The organism is Agrobacterium sp. ST15.16.024 (assembly GCF_027956545.1).
In the GTDB taxonomy this organism is placed as follows: Bacteria; Pseudomonadota; Alphaproteobacteria; order Rhizobiales; family Rhizobiaceae; genus Agrobacterium; species Agrobacterium cucumeris.
In genome coordinates, this window is sequence record NZ_JAQKGO010000002.1 from 384,298 (window position 1) to 398,963 (window position 14,666).

Consider the following 14,666-nt stretch of genomic DNA (forward strand, 5'->3'; position numbering starts at 1 on the left):
AACAGATGTATCGGCGGCCGCGGGGGCGGATCCGATTTGAGTTAAGAAGATGTAAACGGTTAATACCGTATTTAAAATACACGCGGGACGGTGTAGAACTTCGCCGCCCGTGCCATCGTCTTTCGGATCAGATCATGCGTTTGACACATTTTGCCCTGCTCGCCTGCACCGCGCTCGTTCTTACCGGTTGCAACGATACGCTCGAAACCGTCGAACGCGACGTTTCCCACGTCAAGAACAAGGTCGATTACCCGTTGTCTCCGTCCATTCTGGCCGAGATCGACAAAAGGGGCATGGATCGCACTTCGCCGATCATGATCCGCATCTTCAAGGAAGAAGGTGCGCTGGAAATCTGGAAGGCCAGGCGCGACAACCGTTTCGAGAAGATCGCCGGCTACGAGATTTGCGCATGGTCCGGCAAACTCGGCCCGAAGGTGAAGGAAGGTGACCGGCAAGCGCCGGAAGGTTTCTACAACCTGACACCCGCGCATCTCAATCCGAACTCGAAATATTATCTCGCCATCAATACCGGCTTCCCGAACCGTTACGATGCCGCCAATGGCCGCAACGGCACCAATCTGATGATCCATGGCGCCTGTTCATCCTCAGGCTGTTATTCGATGACGGATGCGCAAATTCTTGAAATCTACGGTTTCGCGCGCGACGCCTTCAAAGGCGGCCAGAAGACCGTGCAGCTGCAGGCCTTTCCCTTCCGCATGACAGCGGAAAACATGGCCCGCCACCGCCAGAGCGAACATCTCGAATTCTGGAAGATGCTGAAGGTCGGTTACGACAATTTCGAAGTCACCAAGCGCCCGCCGGAGGTGAATGTCTGCGAGAAGAAATATGTCTTCAACCAGCAGACGGCAGGCGGCAGCTTCAACGCCTCCGCGCAGTGCCCGGGCATGAGCACGCCGCCCGCACTGGTCAGCGCGCTTTCGAGCTACGAAAAGACCTATGATCTCGCCTATGAAAAGGCGATGAAGAAATATGACGGCATGGCCTGGTACGACCCGAGCGAGGCGGAGCGCAAGGCGCTGGTCGCCGAAAAGCGCAAGGGACGCGAACCCGCCTATGCCCCGACCGGCTCGGCACTGAAGGCCGGCAAGCTGATGAAGGAAACGGAATTTGCCGCGCTGATGGAGAAGAAGGCGCAGCAGGTGACGTCGTCCTCGCCGGCGACCGCAGCCACCGCCTCATCCCTGCGTGGTCCACGCACCTCGACGCCTCAGCCAACTGCCCCACAGTCGAACCCGGCGCCTGCCGCCCCGACCATGGTTGCCACGGCCACCCCCTCGGCCAACGGCCAGAGCGGTGCGGCCGCACAGGGCATCCCGGTTCCGGCCCTCAACCCGCTTGCCTATTCCGCACCGGCACCGGAAGCGCCGGAGAAGAAGCCCTTCTGGAAATTCTGGGCCAAGGAATGAGCGACACGGCCGAAGTGATTTACGATCTGAGGGGGCTTAAATGCCCCCTTCCGGTTTTAAGAAGCCGCAAGAAGCTTGCTGCGCTGAAAGCGGGCGATGTTTTGACGGTTGAGACGACCGATCCGCTGGCGGTGATCGATATTGCGCATATGTGCAATGAGGATGGGCATAGTCTGGTTGAGACCGTGGCAGTGGGTAACGGGTATCGGTTTCGGATTGTGAAGGGCGGGTGAACCAAGGGTTAACTGTGCACCCGTGGCTACCCCCCTCTGTCCTGCCGGACATCTCCCCCACAAGGAGGGAGATCGGATGAGGCAGCCGCTCGGTCCCTCTCAAACTTAACTACTGCGATCTCAACCGCACGATAACGATATTCGAAGCAAGCCGCTTGTCGATCTCCCTCCTTGTGGGGGAGATGCCCGGCAGGGCAGAGGGGGGGGTAAGACACACCCAAAAACTTACCCACTAGTCGCCACTCACCTCAAAACCGCATCCCCGAAATCGCCAACGGATTATCCGTCATCGCCTGCCTGTCCGGACGATCGATACCCGGCGCGCCGGTAAATGCGGCAAACAGGTCCTGCACGAAAGCCTCCGGCAAGTCCTTGGTGATCAGCACCATGCGCGTGCGCTGATCAGACGGGTCAGGCCAGGCCGCAAGGCGCTCCGGCCTGTGGAAAATGTTCTGCACCCCATGCAGCACCAGCGGCCGGTCGGGATTGTCCGAGAGCTTGACGACGGCCTTCATGCGCAACAGCTTTTCACCATGCGCCGAGCGCAGCAGATCCACAAACATATCGATCGCCATCGGCTCGATCGGCTTGTCATGAATGATCGAGAAGGAACGGATCGACGCATCGTGCCGGTTCACATCGTGATGGTGATGGCCATGGTCGCCACGGTGGTGGTGGTGGTGCCCATGGTCATGGTCGTGGTCGTGGTCGTGGTCGTGATGATCATGGGCCGCCTCTTCGCCCAGCCAGCGGCCAACATCGGCATTTTTGCTGCCGGCATCATAAAGACCGTTGTCGAGAAGCGCCGAGGCACTCCAGTCCGGCTTGTCGCCATCCTCGATCGTTGCGCGCGGGTTGAGCGTCTGCAGGCGCGCCGTCAGTGCAGCAATTGTGGAAGCGTCGGCGAGCGCTCGCTTGGTCATCACCAACCGGTCGGCAACGGCCGCCTGCTTCACGGCTTCTTCGTGGTTGTCGAGCGTGGAGAGGCCGTTCACGGCATCCACCACCGTAATCATGCCGTTGAGCACGAAATTCTGCGCGATCACCGGATTGCCCATGATCGATTGCATGACCGGGGCAGGATCGGCAAGGCCGGTGGTCTCGATCACCACCCGCTTCACCGGCTTCAGCTTGCCGATCTGGATACCATCCATCAGCTCCGCCAGCGTATCCACCAGTTCCCCGCGCACCGTGCAGCAGAGGCAACCTTCCGCCAGTTCGATGATGCCCTCGCCGGCACTTTCAACCAGCATATGATCGATGCTGACATCACCAAATTCATTGATGATGATTGCGGCGTCACTCATCTCGGGGTCTTTGAGGAGCCGGTTGAGCAGCGTCGATTTTCCGGCGCCGAGAAATCCGGTGATGATGGAGACCGGTATACGCTCGCGAGACATGCCTTGCCTGTATGGTTGAGGGCCGCTCCGGCAGATCGTTGAACGATGTTCGAGCCGGAACCGCGCGATAAAACAGAAATCGCCCAAGGCCTGAAGGCAATGGGCGAGACTGTAATATCATAACAGATCAGAGCTGCGAATAGCCAATCCGCAGGCGCACTCGCCCTTCATCACTGAAGAGCGATCAAGCCAATCAGAATGTCGGGCGTGGGATCGGGATCGGCACGTTGGCCAGTTCGCCCTTGGCCGCAGCCCCCTTGGTCGTGTTGACAGCCACGGTCTCGCTGCCCGGGATAAGACCGGCGAAGGAATATTCCGGCGGGCGGGTCATCTCCGTCACATAAGGCGAATGGATGACCATACGGCCGGCTTCATCGCGGCCCTCGCTACGCACCTTTGCAGCCTTCGGATTGCAGATTTCGGCGCTGACATCGTTCACATCGCCGGTATCGCCATAGGGCGCCAGCGAAGCAAGCGAAACGCCCTGCCCGGAAGGCGCCGTCAGCCCCATCTGCAGCAGGTCTGCAGACTGGTCGGTTCGTCCGGCAAGGCTGTCCGCGCCCAGTACTACGGTGATGACGGAGCGGCCGTTGCGCACGGCAGACGACACCTGGTTAAAACCGGAGGCACAGATGAAGCCGGTCTTCATGCCGTCAGCGCCATCAAAGCGGCCGACCAGCATATTGAAGTTGGCATAATTCTTCTTGCCGGTGGTGACGCCTTCCAGCGAGAAATAGTGGGCATATTCCGGGAATTCGCGCTTGATGATCAGCGCCAGCAGCGCCAGATCGCGCGCGGTCGTATATTGCCCCTTGCCGGGCAGGCCGTTGGCATTCACGTAATGGGTGGAGCTCATGCCCAGCCGCTGCGCCTGCGCATTCATCTGTGCCACAAAATTATCGGACGTGCCACCGATCGTCTCGGCAATCGCCACGGCAATATCATTGGCGGATTTGATCAGCAGCAGCTTCAGCGCGCTGTCCATCGTCAGCTTCTGGCCGGGCTTGAAATACATTTTCGAGGCCGGCTGGTCGGCGGCCTTCTTGCTCATCACCACTTCCGTCTGCGGGCTGAGCTTGCCGGCCTTCATCTGCGAAAAGGCGATATAAGCGGTCATCAGCTTGGTCAGCGACGCCGGATACCACTTGCGGAAGGCTTCCTGATGGGAAATCACCTTGCCGGTTTTAACATCCACCACCATTTTCGGATTGGCATTGGCCACGGATGCTGCGGCAACGAGGCCTGCGGTCATGATGGCAACGGCTGCGGAGAGCCGCCGGGCGGCGTTTGGCGATTTAACTGTCTGTGGCAAGGCTTGTCCTCGAATTCCCGTCTTCGGTCGGGGAATGGCAATATTCACCATATATGTCCTAGCAATGGCAAAGTACATTGATTACGTCAATTATGCGGCGCACTATCCACCATGGAGGATGGCTTTTACCACACGCCGCACCGATGAACCCAGGAATGAACGAATGCCGATTTTGAACAGAGCCGCCGAACTTCAACAGGAAGTCAGCGAATGGCGGCGTCACCTGCACGAAAATCCCGAGATTTTGTATGATGTCGACAACACCGCGGCCTTCGTTGCGGACAAGCTGAAATCTTTTGGCGTTGACGAAATCGTGACCGGTCTTGGCCGCACGGGTGTGGTCGGCATCATCAGGGGCAATCTTGCCGGTGAACGCACCATCGGCTTTCGCGCGGATATGGACGCCTTGCCCATTCTCGAGGAAACCGGCAAGCCCTGGGCATCGAAAACAGCAGGCGCGATGCATGCATGCGGCCATGACGGCCATACCGCCATGCTGCTCGGCGCAGCCAAATATCTCACCGAGACCCGCAACTTCGCGGGCTCGATCGCCGTCATCTTCCAGCCCGCCGAAGAAGGTGGCGCTGGCGCGCTCGCCATGGTCGAGGACGGCTTGATGGAGCGTTTCGGCATTAACGAGGTCTATGGCATGCATAACATGCCGGGCATTCCTCTCGGCGCCTTCGCCATCCGCAAGGGCGGCATCATGGCGGCACCGGACAAGTTCTCCATCACCGTCAAGGGCCGGGGCGGCCATGCGGCACAGCCGCACCGCACCATCGACCCCATCACCATCGGCGCACAGATTGTCGGCAACCTGCAGATGATCGCTTCGCGCAATGCCGATCCGATCCGTTCGGTCGTCGTGTCCGTCACCCGCTTTCACGCCGGCTCCAGCCACAACATCATCCCCAACGAGGCGCTGATTGCCGGCACGGTGCGCAGCCTCGACGAAACGGTGCGCGATCTCGCGCAGGACCGCATCAAGCAGATGGCGGAAGGCATAGCCCTTGCCAATGGCGCCGAAGCCGAAGTCGTCTATGAGCGTTATTGCCCGGTGACCTTCAACCACGCCGCCGAGACCGACCACGCCATCCGCGTCGCCCGCGATGTGGCGGGAGACCACAATGTCGATCCCGATGTCGATCCCTCCATGGCCGGCGAAGATTTTTCCTTCATGCTGAAGGAAAGGCCGGGCGCCTTCATCTTCCTCGGCAATGGCGATTCGGCCGGGCTTCATAATCCCGGCTACGATTTTAACGACGACGCCATCGCCTACGGCATTTCCTATTGGGTGAAGCTGGCTGAACAGCGCCTGACGAGCTGATTGCCGGCGAGCGCAAAGAAAGCCGAGGAACAGATCAACCGCGATGAAGAACGCGGTTGATCCGCAGGCATCGTCAGGTTAAAGAGCAATTCAGTGTCCACGTAGCTCAGCAGGATAGAGCACAGGATTCCTAGTTGATAATTGGGGGCTGCGGTCCGAAAGGCTGTAGTCGATCTGCTCAAATTCGGGGAACGCTTAGCTGGGCTTCCAGCATGCCAATCCCGAGCCAAGCTTCAGGCGAAAGCCTGTTGAAGGTGTAGAGACTGGTAGGGCAGCGCCTAAAGGCCGCAAGGTCCATGGTGAAGGGACAGTCCAGACCACGAACGCCCCGCCTATTTTCGGCGGGACGGCGGTTAAAGCCGAAGTGGTATGAATCCTGGGGTCGGAGGTTCGAATCCTCTCGTGGACACCATTTTTTCCTGTTTTATCCGCCGTTAAGATACAGACCCTGCTCTGCAAACAGAACGGCCAGAACCTTTCGGACAGACATGGCCCGTCCGAAAGGTCGATTTCCAGCACGGTCTGCCGCGCGTTTTACACCGCCACCGGCGTGATCCAGCGCGGATCGGCGCTTTCGGCACTATCCACAACCGCTTCCACAAAGGCCACACCCTTCAGCCCGTCATAGGCAAGCGGAATGTTGCGGCCAATCGCACCCGTCTCACGGCCCGCTTTGCGGGCACGGATGGCTTCCGCGAAACCGGCATAGAGGTTGGCGAAGGCCTCCAAATATCCCTCCGGGTGGCCGGGCGGAGTGCGGGTTCGAACCTTCGCATCTTCGGAAAGGTCGTCCGCGCCGCGCTTGATGGTCTGCACACGCCCGTTAAGCGGCGTATAGACGAGTTCGTTCGGCTGTTCCTGAAACCATTGCAGTGAACCGGTCGCGCCGAAAACCCGCAGACGCACGCCGTTGGAATTGCCGAGCGCCACCTGCGACGACCAGAGGAGCCCCCGCGCGCCGCCCTCATAACGCATCATCACATGGGCATTGTCATCCAGCGCCCGCCCCACCACGAAAGTGGCGAGATCGGCGGTGAGCGACTGCAGTTTCAGCCCGGTCACGAAACCGGCCAGATGATAGGCATGGGTGCCGATATCGCCGATGGAGCCGCCGCGGCCGTTCTTCTTCGGGTCGGTGCGCCATGCCGCCTGGGCATTGCCCTGCTGTTCGATGGCGGTCGCCATCCATTCCAGCGGATATTCCACCTGCACGGTGCGAACCTCGCCGATCTCACCCGCCGCGACGCGCACACGCGCTTCGTGCACCATCGGGTATCCGGAATAGGTATAGGTCACCCCAACGAAGCGGCCGCTTTCCCGCGACAGTTTTTCCAGCGCGATGGCGTCTTCCAGTGTCGCGGTCAGCGGTTTTTCGCAGATCACGTCGAAACTTGCCTCGATCAGCGCCTTCGCGATCGGATAGTGGGTGAAATTCGGTGTGCAGATTGCAACCGCATCGACACGATCCTCGCGGGCAGCCTCGCCGGTAATCAGCTCCTGATAGCTGCCATAACTGCGGGCCGGGTCAAGCCCTTCATTAATCGCAAAGGCGCGGCCCCTTTCGGGATCGACATCGAAGGCCCCGGCCACAAGCACCCATTTGCCGTCAAGGCGTGCGGCAAGACGGTGGATATTGCCGATATAGGCCCCCTGACCGCCACCGATCATGCCCAGACGAAGTGGTCTTTCGATAGTCATAGTTCCTCCAGCCCCAGCATGGCGCGGTTGGCATTGCGGTTCGCACCGGATTTGACGAAATCGTCAAAGGCACGGTCCGAAACACGGATGATGTGATCGGCGATGAAACGCGCACCTTCCGACGCCCCGTCTTCCGGGTTTTTGACGAAACATTCCCATTCCAGCACCGCCCAGCCATCAAAGCCGTAGGTGGTGAGCTTGGTGAAGATCGCCCCGAAATCGACCTGCCCGTCGCCGGGGCTGCGGAAGCGGCCGGCCCTTTTGGACCAGGGCTGATAACCGCCATAGGCGCCCGATTTTCCGTCTGGACGAAACTCGGCATCCTTGACGTGGAAGGTTTTTATCCGCTCGTGGTAATGGTCGATGAAGGCGAGATAATCCATTCCCTGCAGAACGAGATGCGAGGGATCATACATCAGGTTTGCCCGGGGATGTTCCTTGACCTTGTCGAGAAACATCTCCCAGCTGTGGCCGTCATGCAGGTCTTCGCTGGGATGGATTTCATAGCAGACGTCCACGCCATGGGCGTCGAAGTCATCGAGAATCGGTGTCCAGCGGCGCGCAAGCTCGTCAAAGCCTTCCTCCACCAGCCCTTCCGGCCATTGCGGATAGGGATAAAGATAGGGCCATAAAAGCGCCCCGGGAAAAGTCACATGGCGGTCGATGCCGAGGCGCTTTGAGGCGCGGGCGGCAAAGCGCAGCTGTCCCTCGGCCCATGCCCGACGCTTTGCGGGATTGCCGCGCACGTGTTCCGGCGCAAAACTGTCCATGATCGCGTCATGGGCAGGGTGCACCGCCACAAGCTGCCCGGTGATGTGGGAGGCGAGTTCGGTGATCTCCAGCCCGTGCTCGCCGAGCATGCCCTTCAGATCATCACAATAGGCATCGCTTTCCGCAGCCTGTTTCATGTCGATCAGGCGCGTATCCCAGGTGGGAATCTGCACTCCCTTGAAGCCCTTGGCCGAGGCCCACGCCGCCAACGAGGCAAGCGAATTATAGGGCGCCTCATCGGCCGCGAACTGCGCCAGAAAGACGCCCGGCCCCTTGATGGTCCGCATCATCTTATTCCTCCAGCTTTTTCGCCGGCACCGGCGCGTCGTCGTAACCGCCATAGACCGACTGATCGAAGGGGATAACCGCGCCCGTCATCATGCCGCTGTCTTCGGATGCCATCCACAGGATGGCGCGGGCCACTTCGAGCGGATCGAGGATGCGCCCGAACGGCTTGGCCGCCGCCGCGCGGTCGATGAAATCGGGATCGCCGGTCTCGGAAAGGACAAGCTTGCGCTCGTGATCGGAATTCATCCAGCCGATATCGAGCTGGTTCACATGGATACGGTGGCGCATCAGCGAAAAGCCGGCATGGCGGGTGACGGTGGCAAGCGCGCCCTTGGACGCCGCATAGGGCGCAAGGAAAGGCTGGCCTGTCAGACCCGACATCGACCCGACATTAACGACACGACCCTCGATCCCCTCGCGGATCATCACCTTTGCCGCATCCTGAATGAGAAAGAATGGCGCACGCGTATTGACCGCGAACATCCGGTCGAAAAGCTCGGGCGTTGTGTTGAGCATGTTGCCGCGATCCGTCAGGCCCGCCGCGTTAACGAGGATATCGACCCGACCAAAGCGTTTGTCCGTCGCCGGAATGATGCTGCGGACATCATCGATATCACCGAGATCGGCCGCCACCATCTCAACCGGCACGCCTGATTTCTGCGTGATGGCATCCGCGACCGCCTGTCCTTTTTCCACACCGCGCCCGACAATGACGATCCCCGCCACGCCCGCCTGCGCGAACACCTGCGCAACCGCTGCACCCAGACCCTGGGTTCCGCCGGTAATAACGGCGATCTTTCCTTCAATACGGTTCATTTCACGACCTCATATCCAGCGGCGTCCATCACGCGCAGCAATTCCCTGTGCCCCTTTCGGGCCATGTCCAGCGGCGGGGTCCTGACCGGGGCCTGCTCCGCCTCGACCACGAACCAGCCCTCGTAACCTTTCGACGCCAGCGCCTTGACGATTGCCCCGAAATCCAGGCTACCATCACCCGGCACGGTAAAGGCGCCCTTGATGACGGCATCGAGGAAACTCTCCCGGCTCCTGTCCAGCCCGTCGACAACCTCACGCCGGATATCCTTGGTGTGGACATGGGTAATGCGCGCATGGTGGTTTTCGATGACACGCATGACATCGCCGCCCGCAAAGGCCATGTGCCCGGCATCAAACAGCAGGGGCACGGAGGAGTGCTTCATGAAGAGATCGAGTTCCGGCTCGGTCTCCACCACGGCCGCCATATGGTGATGGTAGGAAATCGGCATGCCCTTCGCCGCGCACCAGTCGGCAAAGTCGGACATCCTGCGGCCATAGGCCGCCATGCCGGCCTCGTCGAGCCGGGGCTTCGTGGCAAGCGGAGCGGAGCGCACGCCCTGAATGGAGCGCGACGTTTCACCATAAACGATGCAGGGCGCGCCGGCGGCGATGAAGAATTCCATCTGCCGCGCGATGCGGTCTTTCTCCACCTCGATGTCACCATCCAGCAGCAGGCCGGAAAACCAGCCGCCGCACACCGATATGCCGTAGCGGTCGAGGATCGGCCCGAGCTCCGCCATATCCATCGGAAACCGACGCCCGGTCTCCATACCGGTAAAGCCGGCTTCGCTTGCCTGCCTCAGGCATTCCTGAAGGCTCACATCATCGGAAAGCTCGGCAAGATCATCATTCCACCAGGCAATCGGCGCGATACCAAGTCTTGCTTTCATCTCAAACCCCCACTCGCTGTGCCTTGCGGATGTTTTCCTGCGCGGCGCGGGCGGCACGCACTGTCTCGAAACTGGAGACGGAGGGAACACCGACATCCCAGTCGGCATCGCCCGGCACCCATTTCCAGGCATCGGAAACGATGGAGATGACAGTCACGCCATCATTGCCCTGCGCCCAGATCATCGCGTCTTCAAGATCGGCAAGGCTCTCGGCCCTGCGCGCATGGGCGCCCATGGCTTCCGCATGTTTGACGAAATCGACATGCAGCGGATTTTCCCGATCCCTGATACGGCAATCTGCCAGCAGATTGTTGAAACCGGGAACGCCCTTGGCCTGCTGTAGACGGTTGATGACGGCATAGCCGCCATTATCGCAGACCACCACGATCATCCGGTGCCCGGTGAGCGCGGCCGAATAGATATCCGAGTTCATCATCATGTAGGTACCGTCCCCCAGCATGACGATTGGAACGCCGCCGGCACCGCCCGGCCCTTCCTGCGCCATGGAGCAGCCCCAGCCGGCAGCGATCTCATAACCCATGCAGGAAAACCCGAATTCGCAATCGAATGTATTCGGGTTCTTGACCCGCCAGCCCTTGGTCACCTCACCCGGCGTTCCGCCCGCCGCCGCAATCAGTGTATCTTCGGGCCGCGCAACCCGGTTCAGCACGCCAACCACCTGCGCATAGGAAGGAACCGGCGCATTGGTGATGCGCTGGTGTTCGTCGAGCAGATTGTCCCATTCGGCAAACAGCGTTTTGGCCCGCTGCATATGGGCGGCATCGGCCTTGTAGGCGCCGAGCGCTTGGTCCAGATCGTCGATTGTCTCGAGCGCATCGCCAACCACGGAAAACGCCCGGTGTTTCACCGCATCGAAGCGGGCGGCGTTGACGGAAATGAACTGCGCATCACGGGAGAAAGCCGTCCAGGAACCCGTGGTGAAATCCTGAAGCCGGGTACCGATCGCCAGCACGACATCCGCATCCTTGGCCAGCGCATTCGCCGAGGTTGATCCGACGATGCCGATCGGCCCGGCATGGACCGGATGGTGATGGGTGAGCGCGCCCTTGCCGGCGATGGTTTCGACAACGGGAATGCCGCGCTTTGCAGCGAAATCGGCAAGGCGCTCTTCCGCCAGCGAATAACGCACGCCACCGCCGGAAATGATGAGCGGACATTTCGCCTGCGCCAGCAGCCGGGCGGCAGTCGCCACGGCGTCACGGTCAGGACGCGGCCGAGGAATTTTCCAGACTTTCGGTTCAAAGAAGACCGCCGGATAATCGAAAGCGATTTCCTGCGTATCCTGCGCGAGACCGATAAAGGCCGGGCCGCAATCGGCCGGATCGAGCATGGTAGCGACCGCCTGCGGCAGCGATTGCAGCAATTGCTCCGGCAGCACGATCCTATCCCAGTAACGCACCACGGATTTGAACGCGTCATTGACGGTCAGTGTCGGATCGCCGAAATGCTCGACCTGCTGCAGAACCGGGTCCGGCAGGCGGCTTGCGAAGGTATCGCCCGCAATGAGGAGAACGGGCAGCCGGTTGGCCATGGCGACGCCGGCGGCCGTCACCATGTTCAGCGCCCCCGGCCCGATCGAAGTCGCAGCGACCATGATCTGCCTGCGCCTCTTTGCCTTGGCAAAGCCGATTGCGGCAAGCGCCATGGATTGTTCATTCTGCCCGCGCCAGGTCGGCAACTGGTCCTGCACCGTCTCCAGAGCTTCGGAAAGGCATGTGACATTGCCGTGCCCGAAAATGGCGAACACGCCCGCGAACAGGGGAACGCGCTCTCCGTCGATCTCGGTAAACTGGTTGCACAGGTAACGTACTAGCGCCTGGGCCATGGTCAGGCGTAAGGTCTTCGCGGTCATCTCGCCTCCTCCTGCGGATGGTTGTTGATATGTTTTTGGAATACATATTGACAAATTCGGTACTTTGCAATGATTATTGCCAAATACCTCGGGAGGAAAATTTCAATGCTGAGAATTGCAGTGCTTGGCGTGGGCCGTATCGGCCGCATGCATGCGGAAAACATCGTCGCTCATCCACGCGCGACATTGGCTGGTATCTTTGATGTATACGAGCCCTCGGCGAAAGAAATTGCCGAAAAGCTTGATGTGACACGATTTGAATCGGCCGAGGCGGTTTTTGCCTCGCCTGAGGTCGACGCCGTGCTGATCGCAACCTCAACGCCCACCCATGCGGATCTGCTGGAAAAGGCAGTTGCCGCCGGAAAACCGGTGCTTTGCGAAAAGCCCATCGATCTCTCCCTCGACCGCGTCAACGCCTGTGCAACAAAAATTGCCGGCAGCGGCGTGCCGATCATGCTCGGCTTCGTCCGGCGTTTTGACAGCGGACACCGCGCCGTGCGTGAGGCCGTCGAAAACGGAACGATAGGCGATCTGCATCAGGTCGTCATCATCTCGCGCGACCCTGGCATGGCTCCCGCCGCCTATATCGAAATGTCGGGCGGCATTTTCCGCGACATGACGATCCATGATTTCGACATGGCCCGCTTCATTCTGGGTGAAGAGATCAGCCAGGTCTCGGCCACCGGTTCGCGGCTGGTCGACCCGGCGCTGATGGAAAAATGCGACGATTACGACACCGTGACCGTGGTGCTGAAAACCGCTTCGGGCAAACAATGCACGATCAGCAATTCGCGGCGCGCGGTTTATGGCTACGATCAGCGGGTGGAAGCCTTCGGAAGTGCCGGCATGGCGATTTCCGAAAACCGGACGCTCAATCACCTGCGCCTCCACACCGAAACCGGTACCGACCGGGCAGCACCGCTGATGAACTTCTTCATCGACCGTTATGCCGATGCTTTCGCAGCGGAAATCAGCGCCTTCGTCGATGCGGTGGAACAGGGCAAGGCACCGGAAGTCGGCTTCGAAGACGGCCGGCTGGCATTGCTTCTCGCCGAAGCGGCGATCCGCTCTGTCGCCGAGGGGCGCACCGTCAACACAAGCGAGATCGGGTAAGCCATGTACGCGAATTTTGGACTTTTCATAGATGGACGCTGGCTTGCAGGTGCCGCAACGGGAGAGGTCGTCTCTCCAGTCACCGGCGCTGCGCTCGGCGAGGTGATGCTTGCCAGCGCCGATCAAACCCGCGATGCGATTGACGCGGCGGCTGTGGCCCTTCCGAAACTGCGCGCCATGGGCGGCTTCGCACGTGCCGAAGCGCTGCACCGGGCAGCCGACGAAATGCTGCGCCGTGCTGACGAAGGCGCGAAGATGATCTCGCTGGAGACCGGCAAACCGATTGCCCAGGCGGGTCGCGAATGGGCGCTTTCCTGCGACCAGTTCCGCTGGTTCGCCGAAGAAGCGCGCCGCATCTATGGCCGCATCGTCGACAGCCGGGTGCCCGGCGGACGGTTTGAGGTGACCCGAGAAGCCGTGGGCATCGTCGGCGCTTTCACCGCCTGGAATTTTCCGGCCGCCCTTCCGGCCCGCAAGCTTGCCCCGGCGCTCGCCGCCGGATGCCCCGTCGTGCTGCGCCCCTCATCCCAGACGCCCGGTGTCGCCATGGTCATGGTCGACTGCCTGAGGGCCGCCGGCTTTCCCGATGGCGCCGTCAATCTGGTTGTCGGTTCGACCGCCGATACCTATGGCCCGATCATGGCGGACAAGCGCGTGCGCAAGGTGTCGCTGACCGGCTCCACCCGCGTCGGCCAGCAAATGATCCGTGACGCCGCTGAGACCGTGAAGAAGGTCTCTATGGAACTGGGCGGCAATGCGCCCCTCATCATTTATGACGATGCGGATCTCGACAACGCGCTCGATCTTGCCGTGCCCACCAAATTCGCCAATTGCGGCCAGGTCTGCGTCACGCCGGATCGCATCTTCGTCCACGAGAGCCTGCACGACGCCTTTGTCGATGGTTTCGTGGCCCGCACGGCGAAGATCAGGCTTGGCGACGGGCTTGATGCCGATACCGGAATGGGTCCGCTCATCAATGCCGGTCGCCTTGAGGACATCGAGGCGGTGGTCGCCGACGCCGTGCGCGCCGGTGCAAAAATCGCCCATGGCGGCAAACGCCCCTCACACCTGAACCACGGTTTCTTTTTCGAGCCCACCGTGCTGACCGGCGTGACGGACACGATGAAGGTTTTTGCCGAAGAAAATTTCGGTCCGATTGCCGCAATCACCCGCTTCAGCACCGAGGACGAGGTTCTGGAGCGGGCCAACGCCTCCGACATGGGCCTTTCCGCCTATGCCTTCACCCGTTCTCCGGACAGGGCACGGCGAACGGTAGCGGCACTGAAATCCGGCATGGTCGGCATCAACAGCTTCGCGCTCGCCGCATCCGAAGCGCCTTTCGGCGGCACCAACCATTCCGGCATGGGGCGTGAGGGTGGTATCGAGGGGATAAGCGATTATCTCGAAACCAAACTCGCCCAGATCGTCTTTTAGAGCATTTCCAGTAAAAGTGCGCAGCGGTTTTACGTCCGGAAAATGCGGAAAAACAAAGGGCTAGAGCACATCCGACGATTCCGT

Annotated in this window: 12 protein-coding genes; 5 read left to right on the forward strand and 7 right to left on the reverse strand. The window is 60.5% G+C overall.

What is annotated here, in order from left to right; genetic code table 11:
• Positions 1 to 134 precede the first annotated feature (134 nt).
• The gene (locus tag PL640_RS10315; RefSeq protein WP_271361776.1) at positions 135 to 1,427 is read left to right on the forward strand and encodes a L,D-transpeptidase family protein; all 1,293 of its coding nucleotides are present in this window, start codon (positions 135 to 137) and stop codon (positions 1,425 to 1,427) included.
• Positions 1,424 to 1,660 (forward strand): sulfurtransferase TusA family protein, encoded by a 237-nt coding sequence (locus PL640_RS10320; RefSeq protein WP_271361777.1) that lies wholly within the window; start codon positions 1,424 to 1,426, stop codon positions 1,658 to 1,660. Before PL640_RS10315 ends, PL640_RS10320 begins: the two co-directional genes overlap by 4 nt.
• A gap of 248 nt (positions 1,661 to 1,908) precedes the next feature.
• Here the strand turns inward: PL640_RS10320 and PL640_RS10325 are convergent, their stop codons facing one another.
• Together PL640_RS10325 and PL640_RS10330 are read right to left on the reverse strand one after the other, a co-directional pair.
• Positions 1,909 to 3,060: a CobW family GTP-binding protein gene (locus tag PL640_RS10325; RefSeq protein WP_271361778.1), complete on the reverse strand. Its 1,152-nt coding sequence runs from the start codon at positions 3,058 to 3,060 to the stop codon at positions 1,909 to 1,911.
• A gap of 193 nt (positions 3,061 to 3,253) precedes the next feature.
• Positions 3,254 to 4,312, reverse strand: a complete 1,059-nt coding sequence (locus tag PL640_RS10330; RefSeq protein ID WP_271362095.1) for a D-alanyl-D-alanine carboxypeptidase family protein — start codon at positions 4,310 to 4,312, stop codon at positions 3,254 to 3,256.
• Positions 4,313 to 4,535: 223 nt separating this feature from the next.
• Here PL640_RS10330 and PL640_RS10335 point away from each other — a divergent pair, with 223 nt between their 5' ends.
• Entirely contained in the window at positions 4,536 to 5,699 is a 1,164-nt protein-coding gene (locus PL640_RS10335) for a M20 aminoacylase family protein (protein ID WP_269699050.1), read from the forward strand.
• 534 nt (positions 5,700 to 6,233) lie between these two features.
• Here the strand turns inward: PL640_RS10335 and PL640_RS10340 are convergent.
• The 5 genes from PL640_RS10340 to iolD are packed head-to-tail and all read right to left on the reverse strand — an operon-like array spanning position 6,234 to position 12,035.
• A complete protein-coding gene (locus tag PL640_RS10340; RefSeq protein WP_271361779.1) occupies positions 6,234 to 7,397 on the reverse strand; it encodes a Gfo/Idh/MocA family protein in 1,164 nt (387 codons plus the stop codon).
• On the reverse strand, positions 7,394 to 8,455 hold the full coding sequence (locus tag PL640_RS10345) for a sugar phosphate isomerase/epimerase family protein (RefSeq protein ID WP_271362096.1): 1,062 nt from the start codon (positions 8,453 to 8,455) through the stop codon (positions 7,394 to 7,396). The genes PL640_RS10340 and PL640_RS10345 overlap by 4 nt, the downstream gene beginning before the upstream one ends.
• Positions 8,456 to 8,459: 4 nt before the next feature.
• Positions 8,460 to 9,272, reverse strand: coding sequence for an SDR family oxidoreductase (locus tag PL640_RS10350; protein WP_271361780.1), 813 nt, complete (start codon positions 9,270 to 9,272; stop codon positions 8,460 to 8,462).
• A complete protein-coding gene (gene iolE, locus PL640_RS10355) occupies positions 9,269 to 10,162 on the reverse strand; it encodes a myo-inosose-2 dehydratase (protein ID WP_271361781.1) in 894 nt (297 codons plus the stop codon). Before iolE ends, PL640_RS10350 begins: the two co-directional genes overlap by 4 nt.
• 1 nt (position 10,163) lies before the next feature.
• A complete protein-coding gene (gene iolD, locus PL640_RS10360; RefSeq protein ID WP_271361783.1) occupies positions 10,164 to 12,035 on the reverse strand; it encodes a 3D-(3,5/4)-trihydroxycyclohexane-1,2-dione acylhydrolase (decyclizing) in 1,872 nt (623 codons plus the stop codon).
• Positions 12,036 to 12,140: 105 nt separating this feature from the next.
• Here iolD and iolG point away from each other — a divergent pair, with 105 nt between their 5' ends.
• Both iolG and PL640_RS10370 read left to right on the forward strand, forming a co-directional pair.
• Positions 12,141 to 13,148 carry an inositol 2-dehydrogenase gene (gene iolG, locus PL640_RS10365; protein WP_271361784.1) on the forward strand — a complete coding sequence of 336 codons (1,008 nt, stop codon included), beginning with the start codon at positions 12,141 to 12,143 and terminating at the stop codon, positions 13,146 to 13,148.
• A 3-nt stretch (positions 13,149 to 13,151) separates the two neighbouring features.
• Positions 13,152 to 14,582: an NAD-dependent succinate-semialdehyde dehydrogenase gene (locus PL640_RS10370; RefSeq protein WP_271361786.1), complete on the forward strand. Its 1,431-nt coding sequence runs from the start codon at positions 13,152 to 13,154 to the stop codon at positions 14,580 to 14,582.
• The last annotated feature ends 84 nt before the right edge of the window (positions 14,583 to 14,666 follow it).

Coding starts and splice junctions, on each gene's coding strand:
- PL640_RS10315 (WP_271361776.1), top strand. CDS start 135: ATGCGTTTGACACATTTTGCCCTGCTCGCCTGCACCGCGCTCGTTCTT.
- PL640_RS10320 (WP_271361777.1), top strand. CDS start 1,424: ATGAGCGACACGGCCGAAGTGATTTACGATCTGAGGGGGCTTAAATGC.
- PL640_RS10325 (WP_271361778.1), bottom strand. CDS start 3,060: ATGTCTCGCGAGCGTATACCGGTCTCCATCATCACCGGATTTCTCGGC.
- PL640_RS10330 (WP_271362095.1), bottom strand. CDS start 4,312: ATGACCGCAGGCCTCGTTGCCGCAGCATCCGTGGCCAATGCCAATCCG.
- PL640_RS10335 (WP_269699050.1), top strand. CDS start 4,536: ATGCCGATTTTGAACAGAGCCGCCGAACTTCAACAGGAAGTCAGCGAA.
- PL640_RS10340 (WP_271361779.1), bottom strand. CDS start 7,397: ATGACTATCGAAAGACCACTTCGTCTGGGCATGATCGGTGGCGGTCAG.
- PL640_RS10345 (WP_271362096.1), bottom strand. CDS start 8,455: ATGCGGACCATCAAGGGGCCGGGCGTCTTTCTGGCGCAGTTCGCGGCC.
- PL640_RS10350 (WP_271361780.1), bottom strand. CDS start 9,272: ATGAACCGTATTGAAGGAAAGATCGCCGTTATTACCGGCGGAACCCAG.
- iolE (WP_271361781.1), bottom strand. CDS start 10,162: ATGAAAGCAAGACTTGGTATCGCGCCGATTGCCTGGTGGAATGATGAT.
- iolD (WP_271361783.1), bottom strand. CDS start 12,035: ATGACCGCGAAGACCTTACGCCTGACCATGGCCCAGGCGCTAGTACGT.
- iolG (WP_271361784.1), top strand. CDS start 12,141: ATGCTGAGAATTGCAGTGCTTGGCGTGGGCCGTATCGGCCGCATGCAT.
- PL640_RS10370 (WP_271361786.1), top strand. CDS start 13,152: ATGTACGCGAATTTTGGACTTTTCATAGATGGACGCTGGCTTGCAGGT.